The following is a 24986-nucleotide window of genomic DNA, read 5'->3' as shown; positions in this document are numbered from 1 at the left end:
ATGCATCGATCCTGCATGATGGCGACACGGCTCCACACTCGCACGGGGCCGGCCCCCACGATCGCAGGAGACCTGTCCATGACCACGAACACGAGCACCGCACCGCCCGGACCGCCGGTCCAGACCGGCGTCGGCGTGATCGTCCCATACGACATGGCGCTGGATCGGGAGCTGTGGCGCTGGACGCCCGACGACGTGGCGCTGTTCTTCACCCGCACCCCGTTCTCGCCGCTGCCGGTGACGGTGGAGATGGCGGAGCACGTCGGTGACGCCGAGGTCGTCAGCCGTTGCACCCGGGACCTGATCACGGTCTCGCCCGAGGTGTACGCCTACGGCTGTACGTCGGGCAGTTTCGTGCGCGGCGTACGGGGAGAGCGGCAACTGGTCGAGGCGATGTGCGCGGCCGGGGCCCCTGCGGCGGTCACGACGTCCGGCGCCCTGCTGGCGGCCCTGAGGCAGCTGGCCGCCGAGCGCGTGGCGATCGCCACCCCGTACGACCCGGACGTGACCGAGCGGCTGGGGCTGTTCCTGCGGGAGGCCGGCGTGGACGTCGTCGGCAGCTCCCACCTGGGGCTGAGCGCCGACATCTGGAAGGTCCCTTACGCGCGCACCGCCGAACTCGTCGCTCAGGCCGACCACGCCGAGGCCGACGCGATTGTGATCTCGTGCACCAATCTGCCGACCTATGACGTCATCGCCCCGCTTGAAGCGCGGCTCGGCAAGCCGGTGATCAGCGCGAACCAGGCGACCATGTGGGCGGCGCTGCGGGCCATCGGCCGCCGGGCGACAGGGCCGGGGCAGCGTCTCCTCGGTGACCACTGAAATGAGGTTTTGCTAGTGCAGCAGTCTTCCCTCGGCCCGGATGCCGCCGAGTACGCGCAACGGCTCGCCCGCGTACAGGAGGGCATGGCGGAGCGCTCGTTCGCCGCCCTGCTGGTGACCGATCCGGCCAACATGTACTACCTCACCGGCTACAACGCCTGGTCCTTCTATACGCCGCAGTGCCTGGTGGTGCCGGCCAGTGGTCCGCCGGTGCTGTTCGCCCGCGCGATGGACGCCGCCGGCGCCGGTTTCACCGCCTGGCTGCCGCCGGAGCAGATCGAGGGCTACCCGGAGGAACTGGTCCACCGCCCGAAGGTGCACCCCTACGACTGGATCGCCGAACGCGTCCGCGAACGCGGTCTGATCGAGCCCGGCCCGGACAGGTGCGTGGGAATCGAGGGCGACTCCGCGTTCTTCACGGCCCGCGGCTACCTCGCGCTGCGGGCGGGTCTCCCGCACGTCCGGCTCGAAGACAGCCAGGAGCTGGTCAACTGGGTGCGCGTGGTCAAGTCCGACCACGAGCTCGCCCAGCTGCGGATCGCCGGGTCGATCGCGCAGCAGGTCATGGAGGTGGCGCTGGCGGCCGTGGCCCCGGGACGACGCCAGTGTGACGTCGTCGCCGAGATCGCCGCGGCTCAGGCGCGCGGCACGGCTGAGCACGGCGGCGACTACCCGGCGCTCGTGCCGATGCTGCCCACCGGCAAGGGAGCCGGCACCCCGCACCTGACCTGGACCGAGGAGGAGTTCCGCGTCGGTGAGGCCACGACGATCGAGCTCGCGGGCGTGTACCGGCGCTACCACGCGCCGCTGGCCCGCACCATCATGCTCGGCGAGCCGCCCCGCCGGCTCGCCGACACCGCGGCGATCGTCCGCGACGGCATGGCCGAGGTGCTGGCCACGCTCCGCCCCGGACGGACCGCCCACGAGATCCACGCCGCGTGGAACGCCGTCATCAGCGCGCACGGCCTGACCAAGGAATCCCGGATCGGCTACTCCATCGGTCTGGGATACCCGCCGGACTGGGGCGAGCGCACCATCAGCCTGCGGCCCGACGAGCACACCGTGCTCAAGGCCGGTATGTGCTTCCACGTCATCCTCGGCATGTGGATGGACGACTGGGGATACGAGCTGTCCGAACCCGTCGCGCTGACCGCCGACGGGGTCGAGCGGCTGACCGACCTCACCCAGAACCTCACGATCGGACGGTGAACACGATGACACGGACCGCCACGCAGGTGCCGCTCGCGGCACGGGCCGCAGGACTGGTCGGGTCGGTCATCGACTCGAGCACGTCGCTGCTGCAGAAGCAGTCGCACGACATCGTCCGCTTCGCGATGGGCAGCCCCGCCGCCGAAGCGGTCCCCACGCGGCTCCTGGCCGCGATCGGCGCCGCCGAACTGGGCTCGGCACACGCCTACGACTACGCCGCGACCGAGGGCGACCCCCGGCTGCGGGAGGCGGTGCTCGGCATGCTGTCGGGCACCGGTGAGGCGACGACCCCCGACCGGCTGACCATCACCAGCGGCGGGATGCAGGGCATCGACCTGGCCTGCAAACTCTTCGTCGACCCCGGCGACCTGGTCGTCGTCGAGTCGCCGACCTACACCAACGGCAGTGCCACCGTCATGTCGTACGGCGGAGAGGTGCTCGAAGCGCCCGTCGACGACGACGGGCTGGTCGTCGAGGCCCTGCCGGAGCTCGTCGAGCGGGCCGGCCGCCTGCCGAAGGCGATCTACACGATCCCGAACTTCCAGAACCCCTCCGGCACCACCATGTCGCTCGCGCGGCGGCTCGCGCTCATCGAGCTGGCCCGCGCTTGGGGGGCGATCGTCATCGACGACGACCCGTACGGCTGGTTGCGCTTCGCCGGCGAGGACCTGCCCAGCCTGCGCGAGCTGGGTGAGGGGGGCGCGAACGTGTTCTCGGTGCGTACCTTCTCGAAGGTGCTGGCGCCGGGTCTGCGGGTGGGCTGGGTCGACGCGGCCCCCGAGCTCGGCCAGTTGCTGATCAACGCCAAACAGGCCATGGACACCTGCGCCAACCTGCCCGCGCAGCTCCTGGTGGCCCGGTTCCTGGAGGACGGTCACCTCACCGAGCACCTGAGCGGCCTGCGCGTGGAGTACCTGCGCCGCAAGATCGGGATGCAGCGGGCGCTCACCGAGCACCTCGGCGACATCGCGCGATGGACCAGCCCGGACGGCGGCTTCTTCCTGTGGGTGACGCTGCCGGAGGAGGTCGACGCGCAGGAGCTGTTCGAGGTGGGGCTGGCCGAAGGGGTCGCCTTCATCCCCGGCTCGGCCTTCTCGCCCAGCGGCCGATTCCGCAACGCCCTGCGGCTGTGCTTCGCGTCGACCACCCCGGAGCGCACCCTGGAGGGTGTACGCCGGTTGCGCCGCGCGATCGACCTGGTGACGACGGGGGCTCAGCGTGGCTGACCGGGAAGCGATCACCGCGGCCGAACACGCGGTCCTCGACCTGATCACGCTCGACGAGATCCGCGAGCTCGCGGTGGACCTGGTCCGGGCGGTGGGGCAGAACCCGCCCGGCGAGGAGGGGCCGACCGTGGACGTGCTCGCCGCCGCCTGCGAGGCGCGCGGTCTGGCGGTGACGACCACCGAGGTGGAGCCCGGCCGGTCCAACGTGTCGGCGGTCCTCGCCGGGGGATCCGGGCCCGGGTTGCTGCTGCTCGGGCACACCGACGTGGTGCCCGTTGGCGACAACTGGACCGTGCCCCCCTTCGGCGGCCAGGTCCGCGACGGACGGCTGTTCGGGCGCGGCTCGGCGGACATGAAGGGCGGCCTTGCCGCGTGTGTGGTGGCGCTGTCCGCGCTGCGCCGGGCCGGTGTCGGCCTCACCGGTCCGGTCGAGCTGGCCGCAGTGGTCGACGAGGAGGAGACCGGCAAGGGCATCCGGGCCTATCTCGCCGACGGTGACCGTTCCGGCTTCGCCGGGTGCGTCGTGGCGGAGCCGACCGACCTGCAGACGATCATCGCGGCGCGCGGCGACTCGTACGTCGAGATCGCGGTCACCGGGCGGGCGGCCCACTCCGGCAAGCCCTCCGACGGGCTCAACGCCATCTACGGCGCCGCCGCGGTGGTGACCGAGCTCGAACGCTGGCACGGTGAGCTGTCGGACGCGCGGCACCCGCTGGTCGGGGCCGCCACGTGGAGCGTCGGTCAGATCGCCGGCGGCACCGGTACGTCCACCGTCCCGGCCGAGTGCCTGATCACCGCCGACCGGCGCCTGCTGCCCGAGGAGAAGGGGGAGACCGTGCTGGCCGAGACGACCGGCCGGATCGAGGCCCTGCGCCTGGACGAGCGTGGGCTGGGCGTCGAGGTCACCATGACGATGCAGATGCCCGGGTTCGAGACGGCGCCGGACGATCGGCTGGTCGCCACGGCCAGGCGGGCGGTGAGCGACGCCGGCGGGCCCGATCTGCCGCTGGCGGGATGGACCGCCGCGTGCGACGGCGGATTCATCGCCCGAGACGCGGGGGTCCCGGTGATCGTGCTCGGCCCCGGCTCGGTCGCCGAGCAGGCGCACCGGGCCGACGAGTCGGTCAGCCTCGAAGAGCTCCTGGTCGCGGCTCGCACCTACGCACTGTGCGCGATGCGGCTACTCACCGACTGAGCCGGGGCCGCCTTCGCGGGCGGCACCGGTGTCCAAGGCCGCCGCGAGTACCTGTGCCAGGTGTAGCGCGGTCCGGTCGGTGCCCTGACCGATCTGCGTACGGCAGCTGAAGCCGTCCGCGACGATCGCCGTCTCAGGGTCCGCCGCGCGTACGGCGGGTAGCAACACCCGCTCGCCGGCCGCCCGCGACACCTCATAATGACCCCGCTCGAACCCGAAATTTCCGGCGAGGCCGCAACAGCCGGAGTCCGGGGCCTCGGCATCGATGCCCGCCGCCCGCATCAGCGCGGAGTCCGCCTCGAAGCCCATGACCGAATGCTGGTGGCAGTGCCGCTGCACCAGTGCCTTCCCGCCCACGTCGGGCGGTCGCCAGTCCGGTGCGTACGCGGCCAGCAGTTCGGCCAGGGTGTGGGTGAGCCGCTTGGCCCGTTCGGCCCGCTCGTCACCGGGCAGCAGATCGACGGCCTCGTGCCGGAAGACGGCCGTGCAACTCGGCTCCAGCCCGACGACGGGCACACCCGCCCGCAGGTAGTCGTCGAGCAGACCGAGAGAGTGGCGCAGCACCCGCTTGGCGACCCCGAGCTGCCCGGTCGAGATCCAGGTCAGCCCGCAGCACACCTGGCCGCGCGGCAGCACCACCTCGAACCCCGCCGCCTCCAGCACCCGGACCGCGGCCCGGCCGACCTCGGGGGAGAGGTAGGTGGTGAAGGAGTCGGGCCACAGCACGACCTTGCCACGCGTGCCGCTGCTGCTGCTGGCGCCGGCCGGTCGGCTGCGCTGGCGGAACCACGCCGTCAACGGCTGGTCGGCGAAGCGCGGGATGGCCCGTTCGGGCGCGATCCCGCCGATCCGCTTGAGCAGGCCCGCGAGACCGGACGACGTCACCCGGTTGACCACCCTCGGCATGCGCCCCGCCAGGCGCGACCACAGCGGCAGCCAGCCCATCGAGTAGTGCGACAGCGGCCGGAGCCGATGCCGGTAGTGGTGGTACTGGAACTCGGCCTTGTAGGTGGCCATGTCGACGTTGACGGGGCAGTCGGACAGGCATCCCTTGCACGACAGGCACAGGTCGAGGGCGTCGCGGACCTCGGTGGAGCGCCACCCGTCGGTGATGACCTCACCCCGGAGCATCTCCCACAGCAGGTGGGCCCGGCCCCGCGTGGAGTGCTGTTCTTCGCGGGTGACCTGGTAGCTGGGGCACATCACACCGCCCGAGGACTCCCGGCACTTGCCCACCCCGACGCAGCGGCGCTGTGCCTGCGCGAAGCTGCCGGCGTCCTGCGGGTAGGCGAAGACCGTAAGCAAACGCTTGGGGTCGGCCGCTCCGGCATGCCGGATGTTCGCGTCGATCGGCGCGGGGTCGGCGATGACGTCCGGGTTCAGTGCCCCGGAGGGATCCCAGAGCTGCTTGACCTCGCGGAACAGGCCCATGATGTCGGTGCCGTACATGCGGGTCAGCAGTTCGGAACGCGCTCGTCCGTCGCCGTGTTCGCCGGAGACCGAGCCGCCCAGGCGTACGACGAGGTCGGTGGCCTGCTCGACGAACGAGCGGAAGGTGGCCAGACCGGCCCGGCTCATCAGGTCGAAGTCGATGCGCATGTGCATGCAACCCTCGCCGAAGTGCCCGTACGAGGCGCCCGACAGGTCGTGGGCCGCCATCAGCTCGTCGAGCTCGCGCAGGTACGTCGCGAGCCGGTCCGGCGGGACCGCGGCGTCCTCCCAGCCGCCCCAGGCCTCCGCGCCGTCGGCCCGGCGGGTGGCGAGGCCGGTGCCGTCGCGCCGGCACCGCCACAGCACGCCCTGTGCCCGCGGGTCGGTGACCAGCGCCGACGTCACCGGGATGCCCGCGCCGTCGAGGTCGGCGACGATCGCGCGGCCCGCACGGGCGGCCTGCTCGGCGTCGTCGCCCGCTACCTCGATGAGCAGCCAGGCGCTGCCCTCCGGCAGGCCCGCCGCGACCGCGTCGTTCCTGACCTGGCCGGGCAGGCGCCGTACCAGCGCGTCATTGATCGATTCCATGGTCAGTGGCCGGTGGGGGAGCACGTGGGGCACGCATTCGGCGGCGCTGAACGAGTCGGGGAAGCCCAGCACCAGCAGGGCCTTGGCGGCGGGCAGCGGTACCAGGCCGACGGTCGCCCGCAGGGTGGTCGCCAGGGTGCCCTCGGTGCCACAGAGGAACCGGGCGACGTCGTAGCCGTGCTCGGGCAGCAGCCGGTCCAGCGCGTACCCGGAGATGCGGCGTTTGAGACCGGAGAAGCGCCGGCCGATCGCGAGGGCGTTCCGCTGGGCCAACTCCTGCATCGCGCGGTGGAGCTCGCCTTCGCGGCCCGGCCGGGCGGCCAGCTCGGCCATCCGTCGCCGGGTGTCGGCATCGGCGGCCGGCACCGTGAGGTCCAGCCGGGAGCCGTCCGCGAGCAGTGCCTCAAGACCCATGAGGTTGTCCGCGGTGGTCCCCCAGGCCACCGAGTGGGCGCCGCAGGCGTTGTTGGCGATCATCCCGCCGAGGGTCGCCCGGCTGGCCGAGGAGGGATCGGCGCCGAAGGTGAGGCCATGGCGGGCCGCCGCCGCGGTCAGGTCGGTGAGTACGACACCCGGTTCGACCACGGCGGTGCGACTGGCGGGGTCGAGATCGAGGATCCTGTTGACGTGGCGGGAGACGTCGATGACCACGCCGCCGAGGGCGTTGCCGGCCATGGACGTACCGCCGCCGCGGACCACCACGGGCGCGCCCACCTCGGCCGCGATGCACACGGCGGCCACGAGGTCGTCGACGTCGGCGGGCACGACGACCAGGTCGGGCACCAGCCGGTAGTTGGAGGCGTCCGTGCTGTACAGGGCCTTGGTCCCGGGGTCGTGGCGGGCCGTCCCCCGCAGGACGGACGTCAGCCGCGTGGCCAGCGACTCGACGTCGAAAGCCGTCGAGTGGCGGGTCAATGGCTCAGGACGGCGTGCAGGAAGCTCTTGGTGCGATCTTCCTTCGGCGCCTTGAAGATCTCTCCGGGCGGACCCTGTTCGACCACGGAACCATGGTCGAACATCACGACGCGATCCGAGATCTCCTCGGCGAAGCGCATCTCGTGGGTCACCATGAGCATCGTCATGTCGGTGCTCACGGCGAGCTCCCGGATGACGTTGAGCACCTCGCCGATCAGCTCGGGGTCGAGGGCCGATGTGGGCTCGTCGAAGAGCATCACCTTGGGCCGCATCGCCAGCGCGCGGGCGATGGCCACCCGCTGCTGCTGCCCGCCGGACAGCTTCGGCGGCTTGTGGTCGAGGTGCTTCGACAGGCCCACCATCTCCAGCAGTTCGACCGAGCGCTGACGGGCCTCCTCCTTGTCCAGCTTGAGCACCCGGGTGGGCGCCTCGAGGACGTTCTCCAGGGCGGTCATGTGCGGGAAGAGGTTGAACTGCTGGAACACCATGCCGACGTGCCGGCGGGTCGCCCGCATCTGCTTGGTCTCCTTGGGCCGCGAGCCGGGCTTGACGTCCCACAGGGTTTCGCCGTTGACCGTCACGAGTCCCGTGTCGGGGGTCTCCAGGGTCATCAGGATCCGCAGGATCGTGGTCTTGCCCGATCCGGACGGCCCGATGATGGACACCTTCTCGCCCGACTTGACGTCGAAGTTCAGCGAGCGGAGCACCTCATTGTCGCCCCACCGCTTGCTGACGTCGTCGAAGGAGATCATGACCTCGCGGTCCGCCGCGGGCGTCGATTCGGGTACGGGGGCAGACTCGGTGTCAATGTGAGGGGGCAAGTCGACGCTCCAATCTCCGGACCATCTGAGAGGCCGGGTAGCTGACCAGGAGGAAGAGCAGACCCGCGATGGTCAGCGGCTCGAGGTAGCGGAAGTTGTTCGATCCGATCGCCTGAGCGTGGGCCAGCAGTTCGAACACGGTGATGGCGGACAGCACGGCCGAGTCCTTGAACATCTGGATGAGGTAGTTGCCCAGGATGGGGATCACCGACCGGACGGCCTGCGGAAGGACGATCCGGGTCCAGGTGGCACCGATGGGCAGATTGAGCGCCTTCGCCGCCTCCCACTGCCCGGGCGGCACGTCGTGGATTCCGGAGCGGTAGACCTCGGCCGTGTAGGCGCTGTAGTTGATGCCGATCACGACGATGCCGGTGGCCATCGGACTGAAGCTCAGGCCGTAGTTGGGCAGGATGAAGAACGCGCAGTACGCCTGGATCAGCAGCGGCGTTCCCCGCACGAACTGGACGTAGAAGTCGAACAGCTTTGACAGGACCGGCAGGCGCGAGAACCGGATGACCGCGACCACCAGGCCGAGGAGCATCGCGATGACCGTGCCGGCGAGGGTGATCTGGACGGTCACCCACAGTCCCTGAAGCAGATCCGGCAGGATCGACAGCGCGAATTTGGAGTCCCAGATCATACGGGCATCCCTGCCTTCACGAGCGGACCCGGCTGATCCCGGCGCGACTTGGACTGGCGGTCCAGGGCGAATCGCCGCTCCAGCCACTTCATCAGCTGGGAGATCAGGGTCGAGAGCAAGAAGTACAGCACGAGGATCGTGAGGAACACGGCCGTCGTCTGCCCGGTGGTGTTGCGTACCATCTGCCCGCGGAAGGTGAGATCCGCGACCGTGACGAGCGAGACCAGTGAGGTGTTCTTCAGCAGATCGACCATCACGTTGCAGAACGGCGGCAACATGGCCGGGATGGACTGGGGTATCAGCACCCGTCGCATCCGCAGCGCCCGGCCCATTCCGAGGGCTATGCACGCCTCGTTCTGCCCGGCGGCGCGTGAGCTGATCGTGCCACGTACGATCTCGGCCCCGTAGGCCCCTTCGTTGAACCCCAGCGCCAGCACCGCCGCGGTGAGCGGGGCGAGCTGGAAGCCGAAGAAGGGCAGCGCGAAGAAGAACCAGAACATCTGGACCAGCAGAGAGGTGCCGCGGAAGACCTCGACGAAGACGCCGGCCGGCCACCGAAGCCACCAGTGCTGCGACAGGCGGGCGAGACCCGCCGTGAACGCCGTCACCACCGTGAGGATGGCGCCGAGAACGGTGACGAGCAGCGTGATGAGCAGCCCCTGCAGCAGCAGCGGCGCGTAGGTGATCACATCGGACATGGGTCGTCGATCTCCTGGGCCGTAGGGGTGAGGCTGGGGTGGCCCACTCGGGTCAGCCGGCGTTCTTGCACAGCTCGGCGGCTGTGACGCCCTTGGTGATCTGCGCGTCGAAGCCCCACTTGGTGAGGATCGCGGCGAACTCGCTGGTCGCCTTGAACGCGGCGAGCTCCTTGTTGTACTCGGCCAGGAACGTCTTGTCCGTGGGGCGGAAGGCCGCTCCGGACCCGGTCCGTGGCGCGTCACCCACCGGCTCGGTGACCTCGAAGTCCTTGTCCTTCTCCTGCAGGGCCTTCAGCGAGAGGGTCGGCAGGAAGAAGGCGTCGGCTCGTCCGGCCCGCAGCGCCTCGATGCCGCTGCGCCCGTCGTCCACCTTGACCAGCTGCCCGTCGGGCACCTTGGCCGTCTTGAGTATCCCGTCCTCGAACCCGCCGGGCAGCACCGCGATCTTCAGGTCCGCGTTCGCGAGCACGCCGGCGACGGTGGTGATCTTCTTCGGGTTGCCGGGCTTGACCCCGAAGGACTCCGTCGACACGATGACCGGCTCCGAATAGAGCACCTCGGCGCAGCGTGACTGCTTCATGAACAGGCCCGCCGCGATGGCGTCCCATCGGTTGGCCTTCAGGCCGGGGATCATCGACGCGTACGGAGTGATGACTCCCTGGACGTCGTTGATGCCCAGCCGCTTGCACACGGCCCGGAACACGTCCGGCTCGGCGCCCGTGACGTTTCCGTCCGCGGTGACCTGCGTGTACGGCGGCTCGTTCGCGATGCCCACGCGGAGAAAGCCTTGCTTTCGCCCGGTCGCGAGCAGGTCCTGTGTGGCGCTCGCGGAGCCGGGGATCTCGGTCCGGCTGCAGCCGGCCAGGAATCCGGTCAGCGGCGCGGCCATCGCGGCGGCGCCGAGGCCGCGAAGGAGGGCTCTCCGCGAGGGGTCGTAGGTCATGTCGACTCCGATATCGTCGCGGCCGTCCTGGGGGACAGCGTTGGGAAGCCGGGATTCGCCAGGTACGGCGCGAGGCCTCTTTGTTGCTGACCGAAGCTAATCAGCTGGTGTAGCATTGTCAACAATCTTATTGATCCCTCGGGATATTGGAACGCGCTCGAAACACTCGCGATACATGCTCTGCTCGGCATTACCGCTCAGCCGAAAGGTCATCCGTGAACGAAAAACTCCGTCATACGACCGTCGGTCTGCTGTACCCAGGCTTCGGCGCCGAGGACGATTTCCCCGCCCTCGAGCGACGGCTGGGCGGCGCCGTGCGCCTGCCGCTGGTGCACACGTCGGTCGGTGAGGACGCCCACCGGGTCGACGCGCTGCTGGACCTCGGCAGCCCCGAGCGCCTGGCCGAAGGCGCCCGGCAACTGGTCGGGCACGCTCCGGACGCCGTGATGTGGGCGTGCACCTCGGGCAGCTTCGTGTTCGGCTGGGACGGCGCCCGCGAGCAGGTGGACGGGGTGGCGAAGATCATGGGGCTGCCCGTCTCATCGACCTCGATCGCCTTCGTCGAGGCGGTGCACGCGCTCGGCCTGAGCCGCGTCGCTGTCGCGGCGTCCTACCCGCAGGACGTCGCGACGCACTTCGTGGAATTCCTGCGGCGCGGCGGGGTCGAGGTCGCGGCGCTGGGCAGCCACGGCATCTTCACGGCGGCCGAGGTCGGCACCCTCGGCAAGGAGCAGGTGGCGGACATGGTGCGCTCCGGTGACGTCGACGATGCGGAGGCCGTGCTGGTCCCCGACACCGCGATGCACTCGCTGGCCTGGCTGGACGACCTCGAAAGCGCCGTCGGCAAGCCGGTCCTCACCGCCAACCAGGTCACGGTATGGGAAGGACTCCGGATCGGGGGAGGGAGCACGCGCCTCGACGGCATGGGTTCCCTCTTCCGCCGGTGACACGGACATGGCATCAGTTGATTCCCGCATCACGATGATGAACAATCCACAATCGACACGCACGCCGGGCTCTCCGCGCCGCACTGTCGCAGCCGAATCGGAGACCAGCATGACCACCCTGGGCAGGTTCATCGGACCCGTGGACCGCGAGTCCACGCCGAGCATCATCGCCCGCAAGCTCCGTGAGGCCATCGCCCACGGGGAGCTCCAGCCGGGCACCCAGCTGGGCGAGGCCGACCTGGCCCGCGAGCTCGGCGTGAGCCGTGGCCCGCTGCGGGAGGCCATGCAGCGCCTGACGCAGGAGGGGTTGCTGATCTCGATCCGCAACCGCGGTCTGTTCGTCATCGAGCTGACCGATGACGACGTCTACGACATCTACGTGGCACGCACCGCCGTCGAGCGCGCCGCCGCCGCCGAGATCTTCCGCCGCGATCCCGTCGACGCGGGTAAGCGACTGTCGGCGATCATCAAGAAGATGGAGAAGGCCTCCGACCGGCTGGACGGAGAGAAGATCGGCGCCGCGGACCTGGAGTTCCACGAGGAGCTCGTCCGGATGGCCCAGAGCCCTCGGCTGTCCCGTATGCACCACACGCTGCTGACCGAGACCCGCATGTGCGTGACCGCGCTGCAGGAGACCTACCCCGCGCCCGACGACCGCGTCCCCGAGCACAACGAGATCGCCGACGCGTTCATCGCCGGCGATGCCGAACTCGTTGACCGCCTGCTCATCGAGCACATGCGCGACGCGGTGGTCCGCCTCGGGTCGCGGGGAGCCGCCACCTAGCCGCGGATCGCGGGAGTCCGCCACCTGGGCTCGGGTGGCGGGGGTCGCCACCTGGGCTCGGGTGGCGGGGGTCGCCACCTGGCCTTGGGTGGCGGGGTCCGCCGCCCAAGACCGGTCAGGCGAGGGCGATGCCGATGTACTTGGTCTCCAGGAACTCCTCGATACCGGTCGGCCCGCCCTCGCGGCCGAGCCCCGAGGCCTTGACCCCGCCGAACGGCGCGGCGGGGTTGGACACCACGCCCTGGTTGATGCCGACCATGCCCGTCTCCAGCGCCTCCGCGACGCGCAGCGCGCGCGACAGGTCGTTGGTGAACAGGTAGTTGACCAGGCCGTACTCGGTGTCGTTGGCGGCCGCCACGACCTCTTCCTCGCTGGTGAACGGCGTCAGCGGCGCGACCGGGCCGAAGATCTCCTCGTGCCGCATCCGGGCCGACTCGGGCACGCCGGTCAGAACCGTCGGCGGGTAGAAGAAGCCGGGCTCGTTCCCGGTCTCTCCGCCGGTGAGCACCTTGGCGCCACGCTCGACGGCGTCGGTCACCAGTTGCTGCACCTTCCGTTGCGCGGCGGCGTCGATGAGCGGGCCGACGCGGACGCCGTCGTCGACACCGCGCCCGACGGGCAGGGCGGCCATCTTCTCGGCCAGTTTCGTACCGAAGGCGTCGATGACGTCGGTGTGGACGTACATGCGGTTCGCGGCGGTGCAGGCCTCGCCGGAGTTGCGCATCTTCGCGGCGATCGCCCCGTCGACGGCAGCGTCGAGGTCGGCGTCGGGGAAGACGATGAACGCGGCGTTGCCACCGAGCTCCATCGAGGTGCGCAGCACCTTGTCGGCGCACTGCTCGAGCAGCCGGCGGCCCACGGCGGTGGAACCCGTGAACGACAGCTTGCGCGCCACGCCGGAGCGGATCAGCGGCTCCATGACCGCGCCCGCGTTGTCCGTGGTCACGACATTGACCACGCCCTCGGGCACACCGGCTTCGGCCAGGATCTCGGCCAGGGCCAGCATGGACAGCGGGGTCTGCGCGGCCGGCTTGATGACACTGGTGCAGCCGGCGGCGATCGCGGGACCGATCTTGCGGGTGCCCATGGCCATGGGGAAGTTCCACGGCGTGATCAGCAGTGACGGCCCGACGGGCTGCTTGGTCACCAGGAAACGGGCGCCGCCGGCCGGTGCGACCTGGTAGCCGCCGTTGACGCGGACGGCCTCTTCGGCGAAGTGGCGGAAGAACTCCGCGGCGTAGGCGATCTCGCCTCGTGACTCCGCCAGGGGCTTGCCCATCTCCAGCGTCATGAGCAGGGCGAGGGTGTCAATGCGCTCGTGCAGCAGGTGAAAGGCGCGCATGAGCATGTCGGCCCGCGCCCGTGGCGGGGTGGCGGCGAACGCGGTCTGCGCCGCGGCGGCGGCTTCGAGGGCGGCCATCCCGTCTTCGGGCGACGCGTCTGCAACGGCGCACAGCACCTTGCCCGTGGAGGGATCCAGTACGTCGAAGGTGGCTCCTGACGACGCGTCAGTCCACTTGCCGTTGATGAAGAGCTGCTTCGGAGCCGCCTCGACGACTGAGCGCTCACGGGCCTGATCAGTCATTTCTCGTCCCTTCCGACAGAGGCCGCTGGGCGCCGGCGCCGCTCCGGGGGCTGACGCGGCCCGCGAGCCGTTGTAAGTTATCTACCAGTTTGATTGTCGACAATCTACCAGAGGGGTACTCGTGGCAGAACTCTCTTCGATCCTCAAGCAGGCAACCGGAGTCATCGCCGCCCGCGGCGAAGGCGTGCACCTCTACGACGAGGACGGCCGCCGCTATCTCGACTTCACCGCCGGCATCGGCGTCACCAGCACGGGGCACTGCCACCCGCGCGTGGTCGAGGCGGCCCAACGCCAGGTCGCGACCCTCATCCACGCCCAGTACACGACGGTCATGCACCGCCCGCTGCTCGACCTGGTCGACCGGCTCGGCGAGGTGCTGCCCACCGGCCTCGACCGCATGTTCTTCGCCAATTCCGGCTCCGAAGGGGTGGAGGCGGCCCTCCGCCTGGCCCGCCAGTCGACCGCCCGCCCGAACGTCGTCGTCTTCCACGGCGGCTTCCACGGCCGGACCGTCGCGGCCGCCTCGATGACCACCTCAGGAACCAAGTTCCGCGCCGGCTTCAGCCCCATCATGGGCGGCGTCGTCATCGCGCCCTTCCCGAACCCCACCCACTACGGATGGAACGAGGAGGAAGCCACCGACTTCGCCCTGCGCGAGCTGGACTACCTCCTTCAGACCGTGACGACGCCGGCCGAGACCGCCGCCTTCTTCGTCGAGCCGGTGCTGGGGGAGGGCGGCTACGTGCCGGCCAACACCCGGTTCCTGGCCGGCCTGCGCGAGCGCGCCGACCGGCACGGGATCCTGCTGGTCCTCGACGAGGTGCAGACCGGTTGGGGGCGCACCGGCAAGTTCTGGGGCGGCGACCATTTCGCCGCCCGCGCCGACATCCTGATCACCGCCAAGGGCCTGGCCTCCGGGTTCCCGCTGTCGGCGATCGCCGCCCGCGCGGATCTCATGGAGAAGGCCTGGCCCGGATCGCAGGGCGGCACCTACGGCGCGAACGCGGTGGCCTGCGCCGCGGCCATCGCCACCCTCGACGTGATCCTGAGCGAAGGACTCGTCCAGAACTCGGCCGACCGCGGCGCCGAACTCCGCGCGGCGCTGCAGGACGTGGCGTCCCGGCACAAGAACATCACCGACGTACGCGGCCTGGGCCTGATGCTGGGCAACGAGTTCCGCGACGCGAACGGAGACCCGGACGGCGCCACCGCCGCCGCGGCCCAGCAGGAGGCCGCAAAGCGGGGCCTGCTGCTGCTGACCTGCGGCGCCTGGGGAGAGGTCGTCCGGTTCATCCCCGCGCTGGTCGTCAACTCCGAGCAGGTGAAGGAGGCCGGCGCGATCTGGGCGGAGGCGGTGACCGCGGTGACCGCCTGACCAGCGCTAACTGTGCCCGATGGACGCTGAACGGGTGCGTCACTGCGCCCGATGGACGCTGAAGTCGTCGAACGACACGGTGATGACACCGCCGCCGGCCTCCGGCACCCGCGCGACCACGCCCGCCTGACTGATCGAGCTGTCCGGCAGCGTCTGAGAGTCGACGACGTCGATCGTCTGGGTTCCGTCGATCCAGAGCGTCAGGTGGGTTCCGGTGCCGGACTGCCGGCAGGCGGCCTGGATGCGGACCTGCCGCCCGGCGGCCGGCGCCCCGGCCTGTACGGGAGGCGTCACGTCGAGATTGGTGCCCTGGGCGTTCCTGACGACGCGCGCGGTGCCGTCGAGGCCGAGCAGGAACGCGTACCCGTTGGGTACCTCTTCGTCCCATCGGCACAGGAGCCCGAAGCTCGCCCGGCCCGTCGAGCCCGCCCGCACCTCGGCCGTCGCGCCGATCAGCACGTCGCGTTCGACCGCGGCCGGCGAGGCCGGGTTCTTGGCCGGCACGGGGGAGAGGGCGGGGTTGTTCGGGTAGCCCTTGTCGGCGAAGAGGGAGTAGACACCGCGGTCGATCTCGTACCCGTGCACGGTCCGGTTGTCGCCTTCGGCGGTGGGGTTGAAGGTGTAGCCGTCCCAGTTGCCCCGGTCGCTGAAGTCGTCGGCGTAGAGCAGCGGGCCGTTCGCCGGCGCCTCGTGCGAGCTGAACTTCGGCACGAGGATCACGCCCGCGACGAGCACCGCCGCCAGACCGGCCGCGACACCCAGGATCCACCGCCGTGACCGCGTCCTTCCCGGGGTGGTCTTCTGTATGGCGGCGCGCGACGTCGGGGGGATCGCGGTGGACGGATCCGGCCCCGCCGATAAGGGCGGCTGGGCGTCCGCCGAGGTGCGCGGGTCGCTGCCGGCGTGCTCGCGAAGCAAGTCGGCGGCGGTGTGCCGGCTCTGCGGGTCGCTCCCGGTGAGGTCGCGCAGGAGGTCGGCGGCCGTGGGCCGGGCGGCGGGGTCCTTGCTCAGGCAGGCCGCGAGCAGCGGGCGGAGGTCGCCGGGCACACCGGCCAGGTCGGGGTCGCGGGTGGAGATGGAGTACAGGAGCGCGGGAATCGTCGCGCCGCCGAAGGCTAGACGCCCCGTCGCCGCGAACGCCATCGTGCACGCCCAGCTGAACACGTCCGACGCCCGGCTGGGCGGTTGCCCGGCGAACTGCTCCGGGGCGATGTAGGCGGGGGTGCCCACCACGCCGGACTCGATGGTGGTGTGGTCCAGGGCGCGGGCGATGCCGAAGTCGATGACCACCGGCCCCTCGGGACCCAGGATCACGTTGCCGGGCTTGAAGTCGCGGTGCACGATCCCGGCCCGGTGGATCGCGGTCAGAGCCGTCAGCGTGGCGACCGCCAGACGGTGCAGCCCGCTACCGGTCCGCGGGCCGTCGGTGGCGACCGCCTCGGCCAGGGACCCGCCGGGGATGTACTCGCTGACGACGTAGGGGCGGCCGTGGACGTCCCCCACGTCCAGCACCCGCGCGGTGCAGAAGGGGGCGACCCGCCGGGCGGTGTCCGCCTCGCGCAGGAACCGCCGGCGGCTCTCGGCGTCCATCGAGGCGCTGTGGTGCAACACCTTGATCGCGACGCGGCCCGCCGACGGCGCCTCTCCGAGGTAGACCACCCCTTGCCCGCCCTGGCCGAGCACGCCGGTCAGCCGGTAGTCGCCTATCCGCTCAGGCTCGTCCGGATCCAGGGGACGCGGGCCCACGGCCCACCTTCGATCATCTCGATGTCGTGGTGCGAAGAGCCAGGATAAGCAGTAACCCGGCCTCTAGAACAGGTCGTGCGCCGGCCAGGCGGCGACCGCCCGGTAGACGTCCCACATCATCGCGTCGAGGTCGACGCCGTTGCCGTTGGCCACCGCCGCCCAGCAGAACTCGTTCCCAGTACGCACGAGCACGGCCTCGGTGCCGGGCAGGTGTCCCGTGTGCCACCAGTTGTCGCTGGAGTTGACGGCCCAGCCGCAGGCGTATCCGGAGTTCGCCGCCGACGGTGTGGTCATCGTGCTGATCGTGTCCCTGCGCAGCAGGTCGGGCGCCGTGGCGAACCCGTCGGCCCGCACCGCGAACCGCAGGAGGTCCGTGGGCGAGGCGAGCCAGCCGCCGTGGGAGTCCATCCGCCGTACGCGCATGCCGTACGGGTCGTCGGCGCCGTAGTAGACCACCTCGTCGGAGCGTCGCTCGGCGCGGGTGTCGCCGGCGAGGTGCATGTTGGTGATCCCGCTGGGCGCGAGCACGTTCTGGCGTACGTGATCGGCGTACGCCTGCCCGGTGACCTGTTCGATGACCCGGCCGAGCACGCAGTAGCCGAAGTTGGAGTACAGGTAGGTGGTGCCCGGGGTGTGCTGCAAGGGCCGGTTGTCGAGCACCCAGCCGATCAGCTGCGCGTGGTTCATGCCGGGGTTGGTGAACATCGGGTCGTTGCCGTCGTTGGTCCAGCCGCCGGCGGTGTGCTGAAGGAGGTGCTGGATGGTGATGGCCTCGATGCCCGTGCCGTACGGCTGGGTGCCGTAGCGGGTGCCGAGGACGCCGCCGGTGCCGAACACCCGTTGCCCGAGCCTCAGCCGCCCGGCCTCGACGAGCCGCATGATCGCGACCGACGTGATCGGCTTGGAGACGCTGGCGACGCGGAGCAGGTGTCGTTCGGTGAGCTGCTCGCCGGTCTCCCGGTTGGCCCGGCCGTACCCCCGGGCGAAGACGAGCGCGCCGCGGCGGGCGATCGCGAGCGAGATGCCCGCGACGCCGGCACTGGTCAGGTAGCGGTTGACGACCGCGTCGACGGGGGCGAAGTCGCCGGCGGCCGGTGCCTGGTTCCACCAGATCGCCGCGAACCGGGGCGTGCCACTGCCGTAACCGCTCACCCGCGCGGGCCGGAAGCCCTGGCTCTGGTGCGCGTCGAAGGCGAGCTGGTAGTCGGCGGAGCTGAGGCCGTGACGGGCCGACCAGCGCGGGCCGGCGCCGCGTGCCCAGATCGCCGCGTACAGATCGGTGCCGCCCACGGTGTAGCCGCTGACGCGCATGGGGCGGTAGCCCTGACCGTTCAGCCGGTCGAATTCGGCTTGGTACTGGGCGGCGGTGAGGTTGTGGCGGGCCACCCATGGCGGGCCGCCGGTCTGCTCCCAGATGGCGGCGAACAGGGCCTGCCCGCCGACCTGGTAACCGTCCACCTGCACGGGGCGGTAGCCCTGGCCGGTCAATCGGTCGAATTCGGCTTGGTACTGGGCGGCGGTGAGGTTGTGGCGGGCCACCCATGGCGGGCCGCCGGTCTGCTCCCAGATGGCGGCGAACAGGGCCTGCCCGCCGACCTGGTAACCGACCACGTGCGCCGGGCGGTAGCCCTGGCCGGTCAGCCGGTCGAACTCGGCCTGGTACTGCGCCCCGGTGAGGCCGTGGCGCGCGACCAGCGGCGGTCCTGGCATGCGTTCCCAGATGGCCGCGTACAGGGCCTGCCCGCCCGCCTCATAGCCGTCCACGTGCGTGAGCCGGTAGCCCTGGCCGTTCAGCCGGTCGAACTCCGCCTGGTACTGCGCCGCGGTCAGGTTGTGCCGCGCCACCCAGGCGAACGGGCCGGCGGCTCGCGTCGTACCGGCGGCGAGGCGCTCGGCGAACCCCGCCGCCGGCACCATCCCGCCCCTGTCCAGGCCGATGAGCGCGCCCAGCGCGGCGCCCGCGTGCAGGACGGCGCGCCGGCTGTACGGCATCGATGGGTCGCCCATGTCGTCTCCCCCCAGAGTCGATCGATCACCTCGATCGTGGGAGCGGGGAGGGGGGAGGGCATGAGCACCCCCATACTCAATTCGGCGACGCGGAGGCGCCTTCCACCGCGTACATGACCAGTGTGGTGAGCACGTCCTTGACCGAGTCGCGCTCGCGCACGTCGCACAGCACGATCGGGATGGTCTCGCTGAGCCCGAGCGCCCGCCGTACCTTGGCCGGGTCGTGGCGGCGGGCGCCGTCGAAGCAGTTCACGCAGACCACGAACGGGATGCCGCGCTGCTCGAAGTAGTCCACCGCCGGAAAGCAGTCCTGCAGGCGGCGGGTGTCGGCCAGCACGACGGCGCCGAGCGCGCCGACGGACAGCTCATCCCACATGAACCAGAACCGGTCCTGCCCGGGGGTGCCGAACAGGTACAGCCACAGCCCGTCGCGGATGGTGATGCGGCCGAAATCCAGCGCCACCGTGGTGGTGGTCTTGGACTCCACGCCCGAGGTGTCGTCCACCCCCATGCTCCGCTCGCTCAGCAGCTCCTCGGTGTGCAGCGGCCGGATCTCGCTGATCGTGCCGACCATGGTCGTCTTGCCGACGCCGAAGCCGCCCGCGATGAGGATCTTGAGTGCCAAGGCCGAGGCGACCGAGGTCGCCCCCGGCTCAGAGGCTGCGTAGTCCATGCAGCACTTCCCTGTAGATGCGTTCGTCGATGGTCTGCGCCGCCGGACGCGGGCGTTCGATGGTGACCAGGCCCTCTCGCCGCAGGTCACTCAGGATCACCCGGGTGATGTTGAGTGGCAGCTTGAGGTGCGCCGCGACATCCGCCACGGGCGTGGGCCTGCGGCACACCGACAGCACGGTGTGATGCTCCGGGATCAGGTCCACGTGCGCGTGGGAGCCGCCGACCGTGGTGACGATGGCCACCAGGTCGAACGTCTCGCCCCGCGGGCGCGCCCTGCCGCCGGTCAGCCCGAACAGCCGGATCAGCGGCCCGGGATCCTCCCCGGTCACGGTCTGGCGCCGTTCCAGGCGGGTGCCGGTGCCGCTCCCCTCGGCTGGGAGGAGAGGTGCTCGCCGACCCGCTTGACCATGAGCGCCATCTCGTAGGTGACCATGCCCAGCTCGGCGTCGCCCGAGGCGATCACGGCCAGCCGGGCGCCCTGGCCGGCGGCGGTGACGAACAGGAAGCCACCCTCCATCTCGATGATCGTCTGACGTACGCCGCCCAGACCGAAGTGCCGTCCCGCGCCCATGGCGAGGCTGTGGCTGCCGGCGGAGATGGCGGACAGGTGCTCGGAGTCCTCCCGGGTCAGCTCCCGGGAGCCGCCCATGGCCAGCCCGTCGGCGGACAGCACGATGGCGTGCCGGATGCCGGGGACTCGCTGGGTGAGGTCGTCGAGCAGCCAGCTCAGTTCACTTCTGGGGTCGGGCATCGGGATGGTCGTCCTTTCGATTCCATACGTCTTGTCCCTGCTCCGTTTGGCTGCGGCCTTCCTGCCAGCCGCGCTGCATGGACGACATGAGCTGTGAGAGCTCCTCCGGCGAGCGCACCGAGACGGAGCTCCGGTCCGCGCGCTTGGCGGCACGTAGTTGCGGAGCCATATTCGCCTGCGGCACGCGCATCGGCAACCCGTCGAGGTCTTCGTCGGCATCCTGGGCCGGTACGGTGACGCTCCACTCGACGGACGGACCGGGGATGGAGGCGCCGGGCACCCGTCGCGTGACGGGGCCGGTCCTCGGCTCGGCGACGGACCCGTTTCCGGCCTCGTTCGCTGAGGGGCTCACCGGTCCGTTCGCCGGGTCGGTCATCGGTCCGTTCGCCGGGCCGGTTCCGGCCGGCGGGGTCTGCCTTGGCGGTGCGGGGGTGGCCTCGAACCAGGCCACCCGCTCGGGCTCCGAGTCATCCACGGGCCAGTCCGGGAGGCCGCCCAGGCCGCCCGCGTCCCCGTCGGCGCCCGGGAACTCCCGGCCGTTCGCGGCCTCCGGCCCGCGGGCCGAGAAGGGCTCCGGGTCGAGGCTCGGGAAGGCATCCGAGGGGAAACTCGGGAAGGGGTCCGGCGCGACGCTGGGGAGTGGGTCCGGAGCGACGCTCGGGAAGGCGTCCGGAGCGACATCGGGCAAGGGCTCCGGGGCCACGGACACCACACGGGGTCGGCTGTCGGCGGGCCCCGTGCCGAGCGCGCGCATGGGCCTGCCCGCGCGGCCCGTGGTGCGTTCCGCCGTGTGCGTCGCGGTCTGCGTCGCCGCGGTGACGGCCGGGGGCTCGGAGAGGGCGAGCAGGGCGGTGGGCAGCAGCACGATCGCCGTGGTCCCGTCGTACGGCGAGCGGCGCAGCGCGATCTTGATGCTGTGCCGGACCGCGAGCCTGGAGACCACGAACAGGCCGAGCCGGTCGCTGTCGGCCAGGTCGAACTCCGGCGGGTCGGCCAGCCGGGCGTTGAGCTCGTCGAGGGTGGCCTGGTTCAACCCCAGGCCCCGGTCCTCCACCTCGAGCGCGAAGCCGTTCGCCGCCGTCATGCTGCGGATGTGCACGGTCGTGTCGGGCGGGGAGAAGACGGCGGCGTTCTCCACCAGCTCGGCGATCAGGTGGATCACGTCGGTGACCGCGGCGCCGACCAGCATCGGGGCGTTCGGCATCGGCGCGATCGTGACGCGGGTGTAGTCCTCGACCTCCAGCACCGCGGCGCGTACGACGTCGAACAGCGACACGGGGTCGCGCCAGCGGCGCGCGGGGGCGGAGTCGGACAGGATGATCAGGTTCTCCGCGTGCCGCCGCATGCGGGTGGTCAGGTGGTCGAGCTTGAACAGGTCCTCCAGGACCTCCGGCTCCTCGATCCGGCGCTCCATGGTGTCGAGCAGCGCGAGCTGGCGGTGGAGCAGCGCCTGGTTGCGCCAGGCCAGGTTGAGGAAGACCTGGGCGACGCCCTTGCGCAGGGTCGCCTGGCCCACCGCGGCCTCGACCGCCGTGCGGCGTACGGCGGCGAACGCGTTCACCACGCGATCGACCTCGGCGGTGTGCGCCGGGTCCAAGCCGGGCGCCTCGGTGGCCGGATCCACGTCGTCGCCGCGGCGCAGCCGCTCGACCAGCCGGGGCAGCCGCTCCTCGGCCAGCTCCACCGCGGACGACTGCAGCCGCTTGAGCTCGGAGATCAGCGAACGGCCGAACCGGAAGGACAGCGCCACCGACCCGACGACCGCCAGCAGGCCCAGGACCAGGACCAGCCCGATCCGCCAGTAGGCTCCGGCCTTCAGGTCCTCGGACTCGATCGAGGTGCGGCCCAGCTCCGTGTGCGTGTCCCGGTTGATCACGCTGAGGAGGGACTCGGCGTCGCTCTTCCACTCGGCCGGCTCCACCGGCGGTGATCCGTTGGTGTCCCACACGAACAGCCGGTCCTCCACCGCCTCCAGCCGCTTGTACGGGGCGCTGTCGACCAGCCTGTCGTAGCTCGCCTTCAGGGCGGGACCCGCGTCGCGTGCGGCGTTGGCGAAGAAGATCCTGCGGCTGGTCATCGCTTCGACGAACGAGGCCCGGTCGGTGGGGGTCATCTTGTGGTGCACGATCGTGTTGGTGAGCACGGCGTGCTCCCGGCCCAGGTACTCCGACGTGGCGCTGTAGGCCGCCATGCCACGCACCGCACGGGCGGAGGAGAGGCCGCTCAACGCGTCGCGGTCGCTGAACTGCCGGTAGGCGACGTCGATCAGGTCGTTGTACGCGTTGATGACCTTCAGCCGCGGGGACAACGCGCCGTCGTCCGCGGACGCGCGCAGCGACTGGAGGCCGTCGAGCGCCTTCACCAGCGCCTGCACCTCGGCCGGGGTCTCGCCTTCCGGCCCGACGTCAACGGATCCGATGACCTCGCGCAGGCGGTCGGCCTTGCTGTCGGTGATCGGCCGCTGCTCGGCCAGTGGCGCGTACGACCCGGTGCTGCGCGGTGCCGCCGCCGAAAGCTGGCGCTCCTGCTGTAACTCGATGATCAACTCCAGCACCGGCGACCCGATGGCCTCCCACCGGTCCTGCGTCTGGGAGATCGACGAGATCTCGTCCACGCTGGAGTAGGCGATGAACCCCCACAGGGCGATCATGGAGACCAGCGGAAGCAGGAGGATCCTGAGCAGCTTGGTACGGATCGGCGGGGGCGAGCTCATCCATCATGTCCAATTCCGCGCGTGGTGTGCGCCGCTTAGCCGTCGTGAACTGGTGGTGGCCCCCCAGGTTGCCTGCCACGACTGGTACGTACGCCTGTGGTGCGTCCACTATGCCGATGGGGCACATGCACTTCAAGCTCCAGATGCGAAGAATACGGCCAAATGGCGTGTTGACAGCGTGTCAGCACACGGTTGGTGATCGTCACCGTTGGCTTTTCACCCACAGTGACGATCGCCGGACCAGCGCTGCCCGAAACTGTTGCGTGATCTCAACCTGGCACCATCCAGCCTCATGATCCGTCCCTTGCTCGCGGGCGCGTGCCTGGTGAGCGCGCTCCTCGGCTGCACCGCCGCCCCTGCCGTTGCCGGGCAGCGGTATCACGCCACCGAACTGCGTCCCGGCGACTGCATCGAGCCCATGCCCGAAAACGCCATGGTGACGGTGGTGCCTTGTTCGGTGCCGCATGCGGCGGAGTTCGCCACCACCTACGTCATTCCGAACGGCCCGTGGCCGGGCTCCGGCGAAGTGGTGGGGCTGGCCGCGATGGGGTGCGGGCCGAAGATGCGGTACGTGGAGTCGAGAATAGGTGAGGCCGGTGCGACCGTAATCGTTCCGGCAGAGGCGGACTGGCCGAGGTACAGAACGGCGTATTGCCTGGCCGTCCCGTTCGACGGCGGGAAACTCGTCGGCCGCGTCATCAAGTAAAGGGACCTGTTTGAGTAACTGCTCAATAGCCGATAGTGAAAAAGCCGCCGATCACACCGCGATATTCGCCGGCCCACGGGAGAGGTCGAGCAGGAAGTAGTATCCGCCGCCGACCGTGAGCGTGTACCTGTCGAGCGTCTGCCCGGCCAGCCGGCGCTGGACCCCGGCGAACCCCTGCTCAAGATCGCCCTGGAAGGCCACGAACAGCATGCCCTGGTCCTCGGGGCCGTCATGGTAGGAGTAGCCCCGCCGGAGCATCCTGGGGGCGGCGACCCCTGAGGTGCCTGGGTTGGCGCGGCGGGTGTGGGCGTCCAGGGGAGTGATCCGGCCCTCCGGGTCGGCGTCGAACACGGGTCTGCCGGTGGAGTGGGTGCCGTCCAGCCACGTTCCGTCGCGGCGGCGTCCCATGACCCGCTCCTGTACGGGCACGGGTTCGAGGTCCCAGAGCCGGGTGGCGAAACGGATGATGCGGACGACCTGGTAGCTGCCGCCCACCGCCCATCGCGGTTCGCCCGAGCCGGCCGCCACGCGGGCCACCTCCGCCGCGCCGGGGCTGCTCCGGTAGGAGGGGTTGCCGTGGCCCTCCATGAAACCGAACAGGTTGCGGGCCAGGGCCCGCCCTTCGCTCAACTGGCCGCCCGCCCGGAAGCCCTGCTTCTCCCATCGGACTCGAACTCCGGGCACGGCTCGCAGCAACGAGCCGCTCACCTGCCTGGCCAGCTCGGCGGTGCCGGCACTGACCTGAAGGAGCAGGTCGCCGTGGACCAGGGCGGGGTCGAGCACGTCTCCGACGAAGGCGGGCATCGGCGTCAGCGCGACGGGCCGAGCCGCCGCCAGGCCGGCCTTGTCGAACCACGACGCACCGAGGGCGATGGCCGCCTGTGTTCCGCCGCCGGGCTCGCGGGCCAGCCGGGCCAGCGCGTCGAGGGAGCGTACGGCATCGGCGCCGGACGGTACGTCGAGCGCGGTGAGGACGACGTGCGAAGCGGGGGGCAGGAGCACGGCGGGCAGCGGAGCGACGTCGGCGGCCTCGAACGCCGGCTCGTCGCCGGAGTCGGCGGCGGTCATCGCGCAGACGGCCGCGAAGCCGGCGAGGGCCATGGCGCCGCGCCGGGTGGTGACTCCGGGGTCGGTGGATGACGTCTGGGCTGCCGACCGGCGTGGTGTCACAGGTTCTCCGTACTGTTCGACAGGACACAAAACATCAGG

Annotated in this window: 21 protein-coding genes; 8 read left to right on the top strand and 13 right to left on the bottom strand. The window is 70.7% G+C overall.

What is annotated here, in order from left to right:
- Positions 1-78: 78 nt before the first annotated feature.
- The 4 genes from ACGFNP_RS36355 to ACGFNP_RS36340 are packed head-to-tail and all read left to right on the top strand — an operon-like array spanning position 79 to position 4452.
- A complete protein-coding gene (locus ACGFNP_RS36355; RefSeq protein WP_393326486.1) occupies positions 79-822 on the top strand; it encodes an Asp/Glu/hydantoin racemase in 744 nt (247 codons plus the stop codon).
- Between the two features lie 15 nt (positions 823-837).
- Positions 838-2031: a M24 family metallopeptidase gene (locus ACGFNP_RS36350; protein ID WP_393326483.1), complete on the top strand. Its 1194-nt coding sequence runs from the start codon at positions 838-840 to the stop codon at positions 2029-2031.
- Between the two features lie 5 nt (positions 2032-2036).
- The gene (locus ACGFNP_RS36345; RefSeq protein ID WP_393327492.1) at positions 2037-3257 is read left to right on the top strand and encodes a PLP-dependent aminotransferase family protein; all 1221 of its coding nucleotides are present in this window, start codon (positions 2037-2039) and stop codon (positions 3255-3257) included.
- Positions 3250-4452, top strand: coding sequence for a M20 family metallopeptidase (locus ACGFNP_RS36340; protein ID WP_393326480.1), 1203 nt, complete (start codon positions 3250-3252; stop codon positions 4450-4452). The genes ACGFNP_RS36345 and ACGFNP_RS36340 overlap by 8 nt, the downstream gene beginning before the upstream one ends.
- On the opposite strand, the gene ACGFNP_RS36335 is transcribed toward ACGFNP_RS36340, so the two are convergent.
- From ACGFNP_RS36335 to ehuB, 5 genes are read right to left on the bottom strand one after another with little or no spacing between them, the layout of a single operon-like run.
- A complete protein-coding gene (locus ACGFNP_RS36335; protein ID WP_393326477.1) occupies positions 4438-7386 on the bottom strand; it encodes an FAD-binding and (Fe-S)-binding domain-containing protein in 2949 nt (982 codons plus the stop codon). The two genes, ACGFNP_RS36340 and ACGFNP_RS36335, sit on opposite strands and share 15 nt — an antisense overlap.
- Entirely contained in the window at positions 7383-8207 is an 825-nt protein-coding gene (ehuA, locus tag ACGFNP_RS36330) for an ectoine/hydroxyectoine ABC transporter ATP-binding protein EhuA (protein WP_393326475.1), read from the bottom strand. The genes ACGFNP_RS36335 and ehuA overlap by 4 nt, the downstream gene beginning before the upstream one ends.
- A complete protein-coding gene (ehuD, locus tag ACGFNP_RS36325; RefSeq protein ID WP_358318048.1) occupies positions 8191-8847 on the bottom strand; it encodes an ectoine/hydroxyectoine ABC transporter permease subunit EhuD in 657 nt (218 codons plus the stop codon). Before ehuD ends, ehuA begins: the two co-directional genes overlap by 17 nt.
- Entirely contained in the window at positions 8844-9545 is a 702-nt protein-coding gene (ehuC, locus tag ACGFNP_RS36320; RefSeq protein WP_358318049.1) for an ectoine/hydroxyectoine ABC transporter permease subunit EhuC, read from the bottom strand. The genes ehuD and ehuC overlap by 4 nt, the downstream gene beginning before the upstream one ends.
- Positions 9546-9597: 52 nt before the next feature.
- A complete protein-coding gene (gene ehuB / locus ACGFNP_RS36315) occupies positions 9598-10488 on the bottom strand; it encodes an ectoine/hydroxyectoine ABC transporter substrate-binding protein EhuB (RefSeq protein ID WP_393326473.1) in 891 nt (296 codons plus the stop codon).
- A gap of 215 nt (positions 10489-10703) precedes the next feature.
- On the opposite strand from ehuB, the gene ACGFNP_RS36310 reads away from it, so the two are divergent.
- Both ACGFNP_RS36310 and ACGFNP_RS36305 read left to right on the top strand, forming a co-directional pair.
- Entirely contained in the window at positions 10704-11435 is a 732-nt protein-coding gene (locus ACGFNP_RS36310; RefSeq protein ID WP_358318051.1) for a maleate cis-trans isomerase, read from the top strand.
- A 109-nt stretch (positions 11436-11544) separates the two neighbouring features.
- Positions 11545-12219, top strand: a complete 675-nt coding sequence (locus tag ACGFNP_RS36305; RefSeq protein ID WP_358318052.1) for a GntR family transcriptional regulator — start codon at positions 11545-11547, stop codon at positions 12217-12219.
- A 115-nt stretch (positions 12220-12334) separates the two neighbouring features.
- On the opposite strand, the gene ACGFNP_RS36300 is transcribed toward ACGFNP_RS36305, so the two are convergent.
- Positions 12335-13804, bottom strand: coding sequence for an NAD-dependent succinate-semialdehyde dehydrogenase (locus ACGFNP_RS36300; protein WP_393326469.1), 1470 nt, complete (start codon positions 13802-13804; stop codon positions 12335-12337).
- Between the two features lie 121 nt (positions 13805-13925).
- On the opposite strand from ACGFNP_RS36300, the gene ACGFNP_RS36295 reads away from it, so the two are divergent.
- Positions 13926-15179 carry an aspartate aminotransferase family protein gene (locus tag ACGFNP_RS36295; protein WP_393326466.1) on the top strand — a complete coding sequence of 418 codons (1254 nt, stop codon included), beginning with the start codon at positions 13926-13928 and terminating at the stop codon, positions 15177-15179.
- 39 nt (positions 15180-15218) lie between these two features.
- Here ACGFNP_RS36295 and ACGFNP_RS36290 read toward each other — a convergent pair whose 3' ends face one another.
- The 6 genes from ACGFNP_RS36290 to ACGFNP_RS36265 form a co-directional block, all read right to left on the bottom strand.
- A complete protein-coding gene (locus ACGFNP_RS36290) occupies positions 15219-16925 on the bottom strand; it encodes a serine/threonine-protein kinase (RefSeq protein WP_393326463.1) in 1707 nt (568 codons plus the stop codon).
- 63 nt (positions 16926-16988) lie between these two features.
- Positions 16989-18932 carry a serine hydrolase gene (locus ACGFNP_RS36285; RefSeq protein WP_393326460.1) on the bottom strand — a complete coding sequence of 648 codons (1944 nt, stop codon included), beginning with the start codon at positions 18930-18932 and terminating at the stop codon, positions 16989-16991.
- A 76-nt stretch (positions 18933-19008) separates the two neighbouring features.
- Positions 19009-19605: an ATP/GTP-binding protein gene (locus ACGFNP_RS36280; RefSeq protein WP_393326458.1), complete on the bottom strand. Its 597-nt coding sequence runs from the start codon at positions 19603-19605 to the stop codon at positions 19009-19011.
- A complete protein-coding gene (locus ACGFNP_RS36275; RefSeq protein WP_358318058.1) occupies positions 19586-19936 on the bottom strand; it encodes a DUF742 domain-containing protein in 351 nt (116 codons plus the stop codon). Before ACGFNP_RS36275 ends, ACGFNP_RS36280 begins: the two co-directional genes overlap by 20 nt.
- Positions 19933-20358 (bottom strand): roadblock/LC7 domain-containing protein, encoded by a 426-nt coding sequence (locus ACGFNP_RS36270; protein ID WP_358016687.1) that lies wholly within the window; start codon positions 20356-20358, stop codon positions 19933-19935. The genes ACGFNP_RS36275 and ACGFNP_RS36270 overlap by 4 nt, the downstream gene beginning before the upstream one ends.
- A complete protein-coding gene (locus ACGFNP_RS36265; RefSeq protein WP_393326454.1) occupies positions 20339-23071 on the bottom strand; it encodes a nitrate- and nitrite sensing domain-containing protein in 2733 nt (910 codons plus the stop codon). The genes ACGFNP_RS36270 and ACGFNP_RS36265 overlap by 20 nt, the downstream gene beginning before the upstream one ends.
- 292 nt (positions 23072-23363) lie before the next feature.
- Here ACGFNP_RS36265 and ACGFNP_RS36260 point away from each other — a divergent pair, with 292 nt between their 5' ends.
- Entirely contained in the window at positions 23364-23777 is a 414-nt protein-coding gene (locus tag ACGFNP_RS36260; protein WP_393326452.1) for a hypothetical protein, read from the top strand.
- Between the two features lie 51 nt (positions 23778-23828).
- Here the strand turns inward: ACGFNP_RS36260 and ACGFNP_RS36255 are convergent, their stop codons facing one another.
- The gene (locus ACGFNP_RS36255) at positions 23829-24947 is read right to left on the bottom strand and encodes a Dyp-type peroxidase (protein ID WP_393326449.1); all 1119 of its coding nucleotides are present in this window, start codon (positions 24945-24947) and stop codon (positions 23829-23831) included.
- Between the last annotated feature and the right edge of the window lie 39 nt (positions 24948-24986).

It is taken from the genome of Nonomuraea sp. NPDC049269 (genome assembly GCF_043197155.1).
GTDB lineage: Bacteria > Actinomycetota > Actinomycetes > Streptosporangiales > Streptosporangiaceae > Nonomuraea.
The sequence above is the reverse complement of the archived record's forward strand: the minus strand, read 5'-3'. Positions and strand labels throughout refer to the sequence as shown.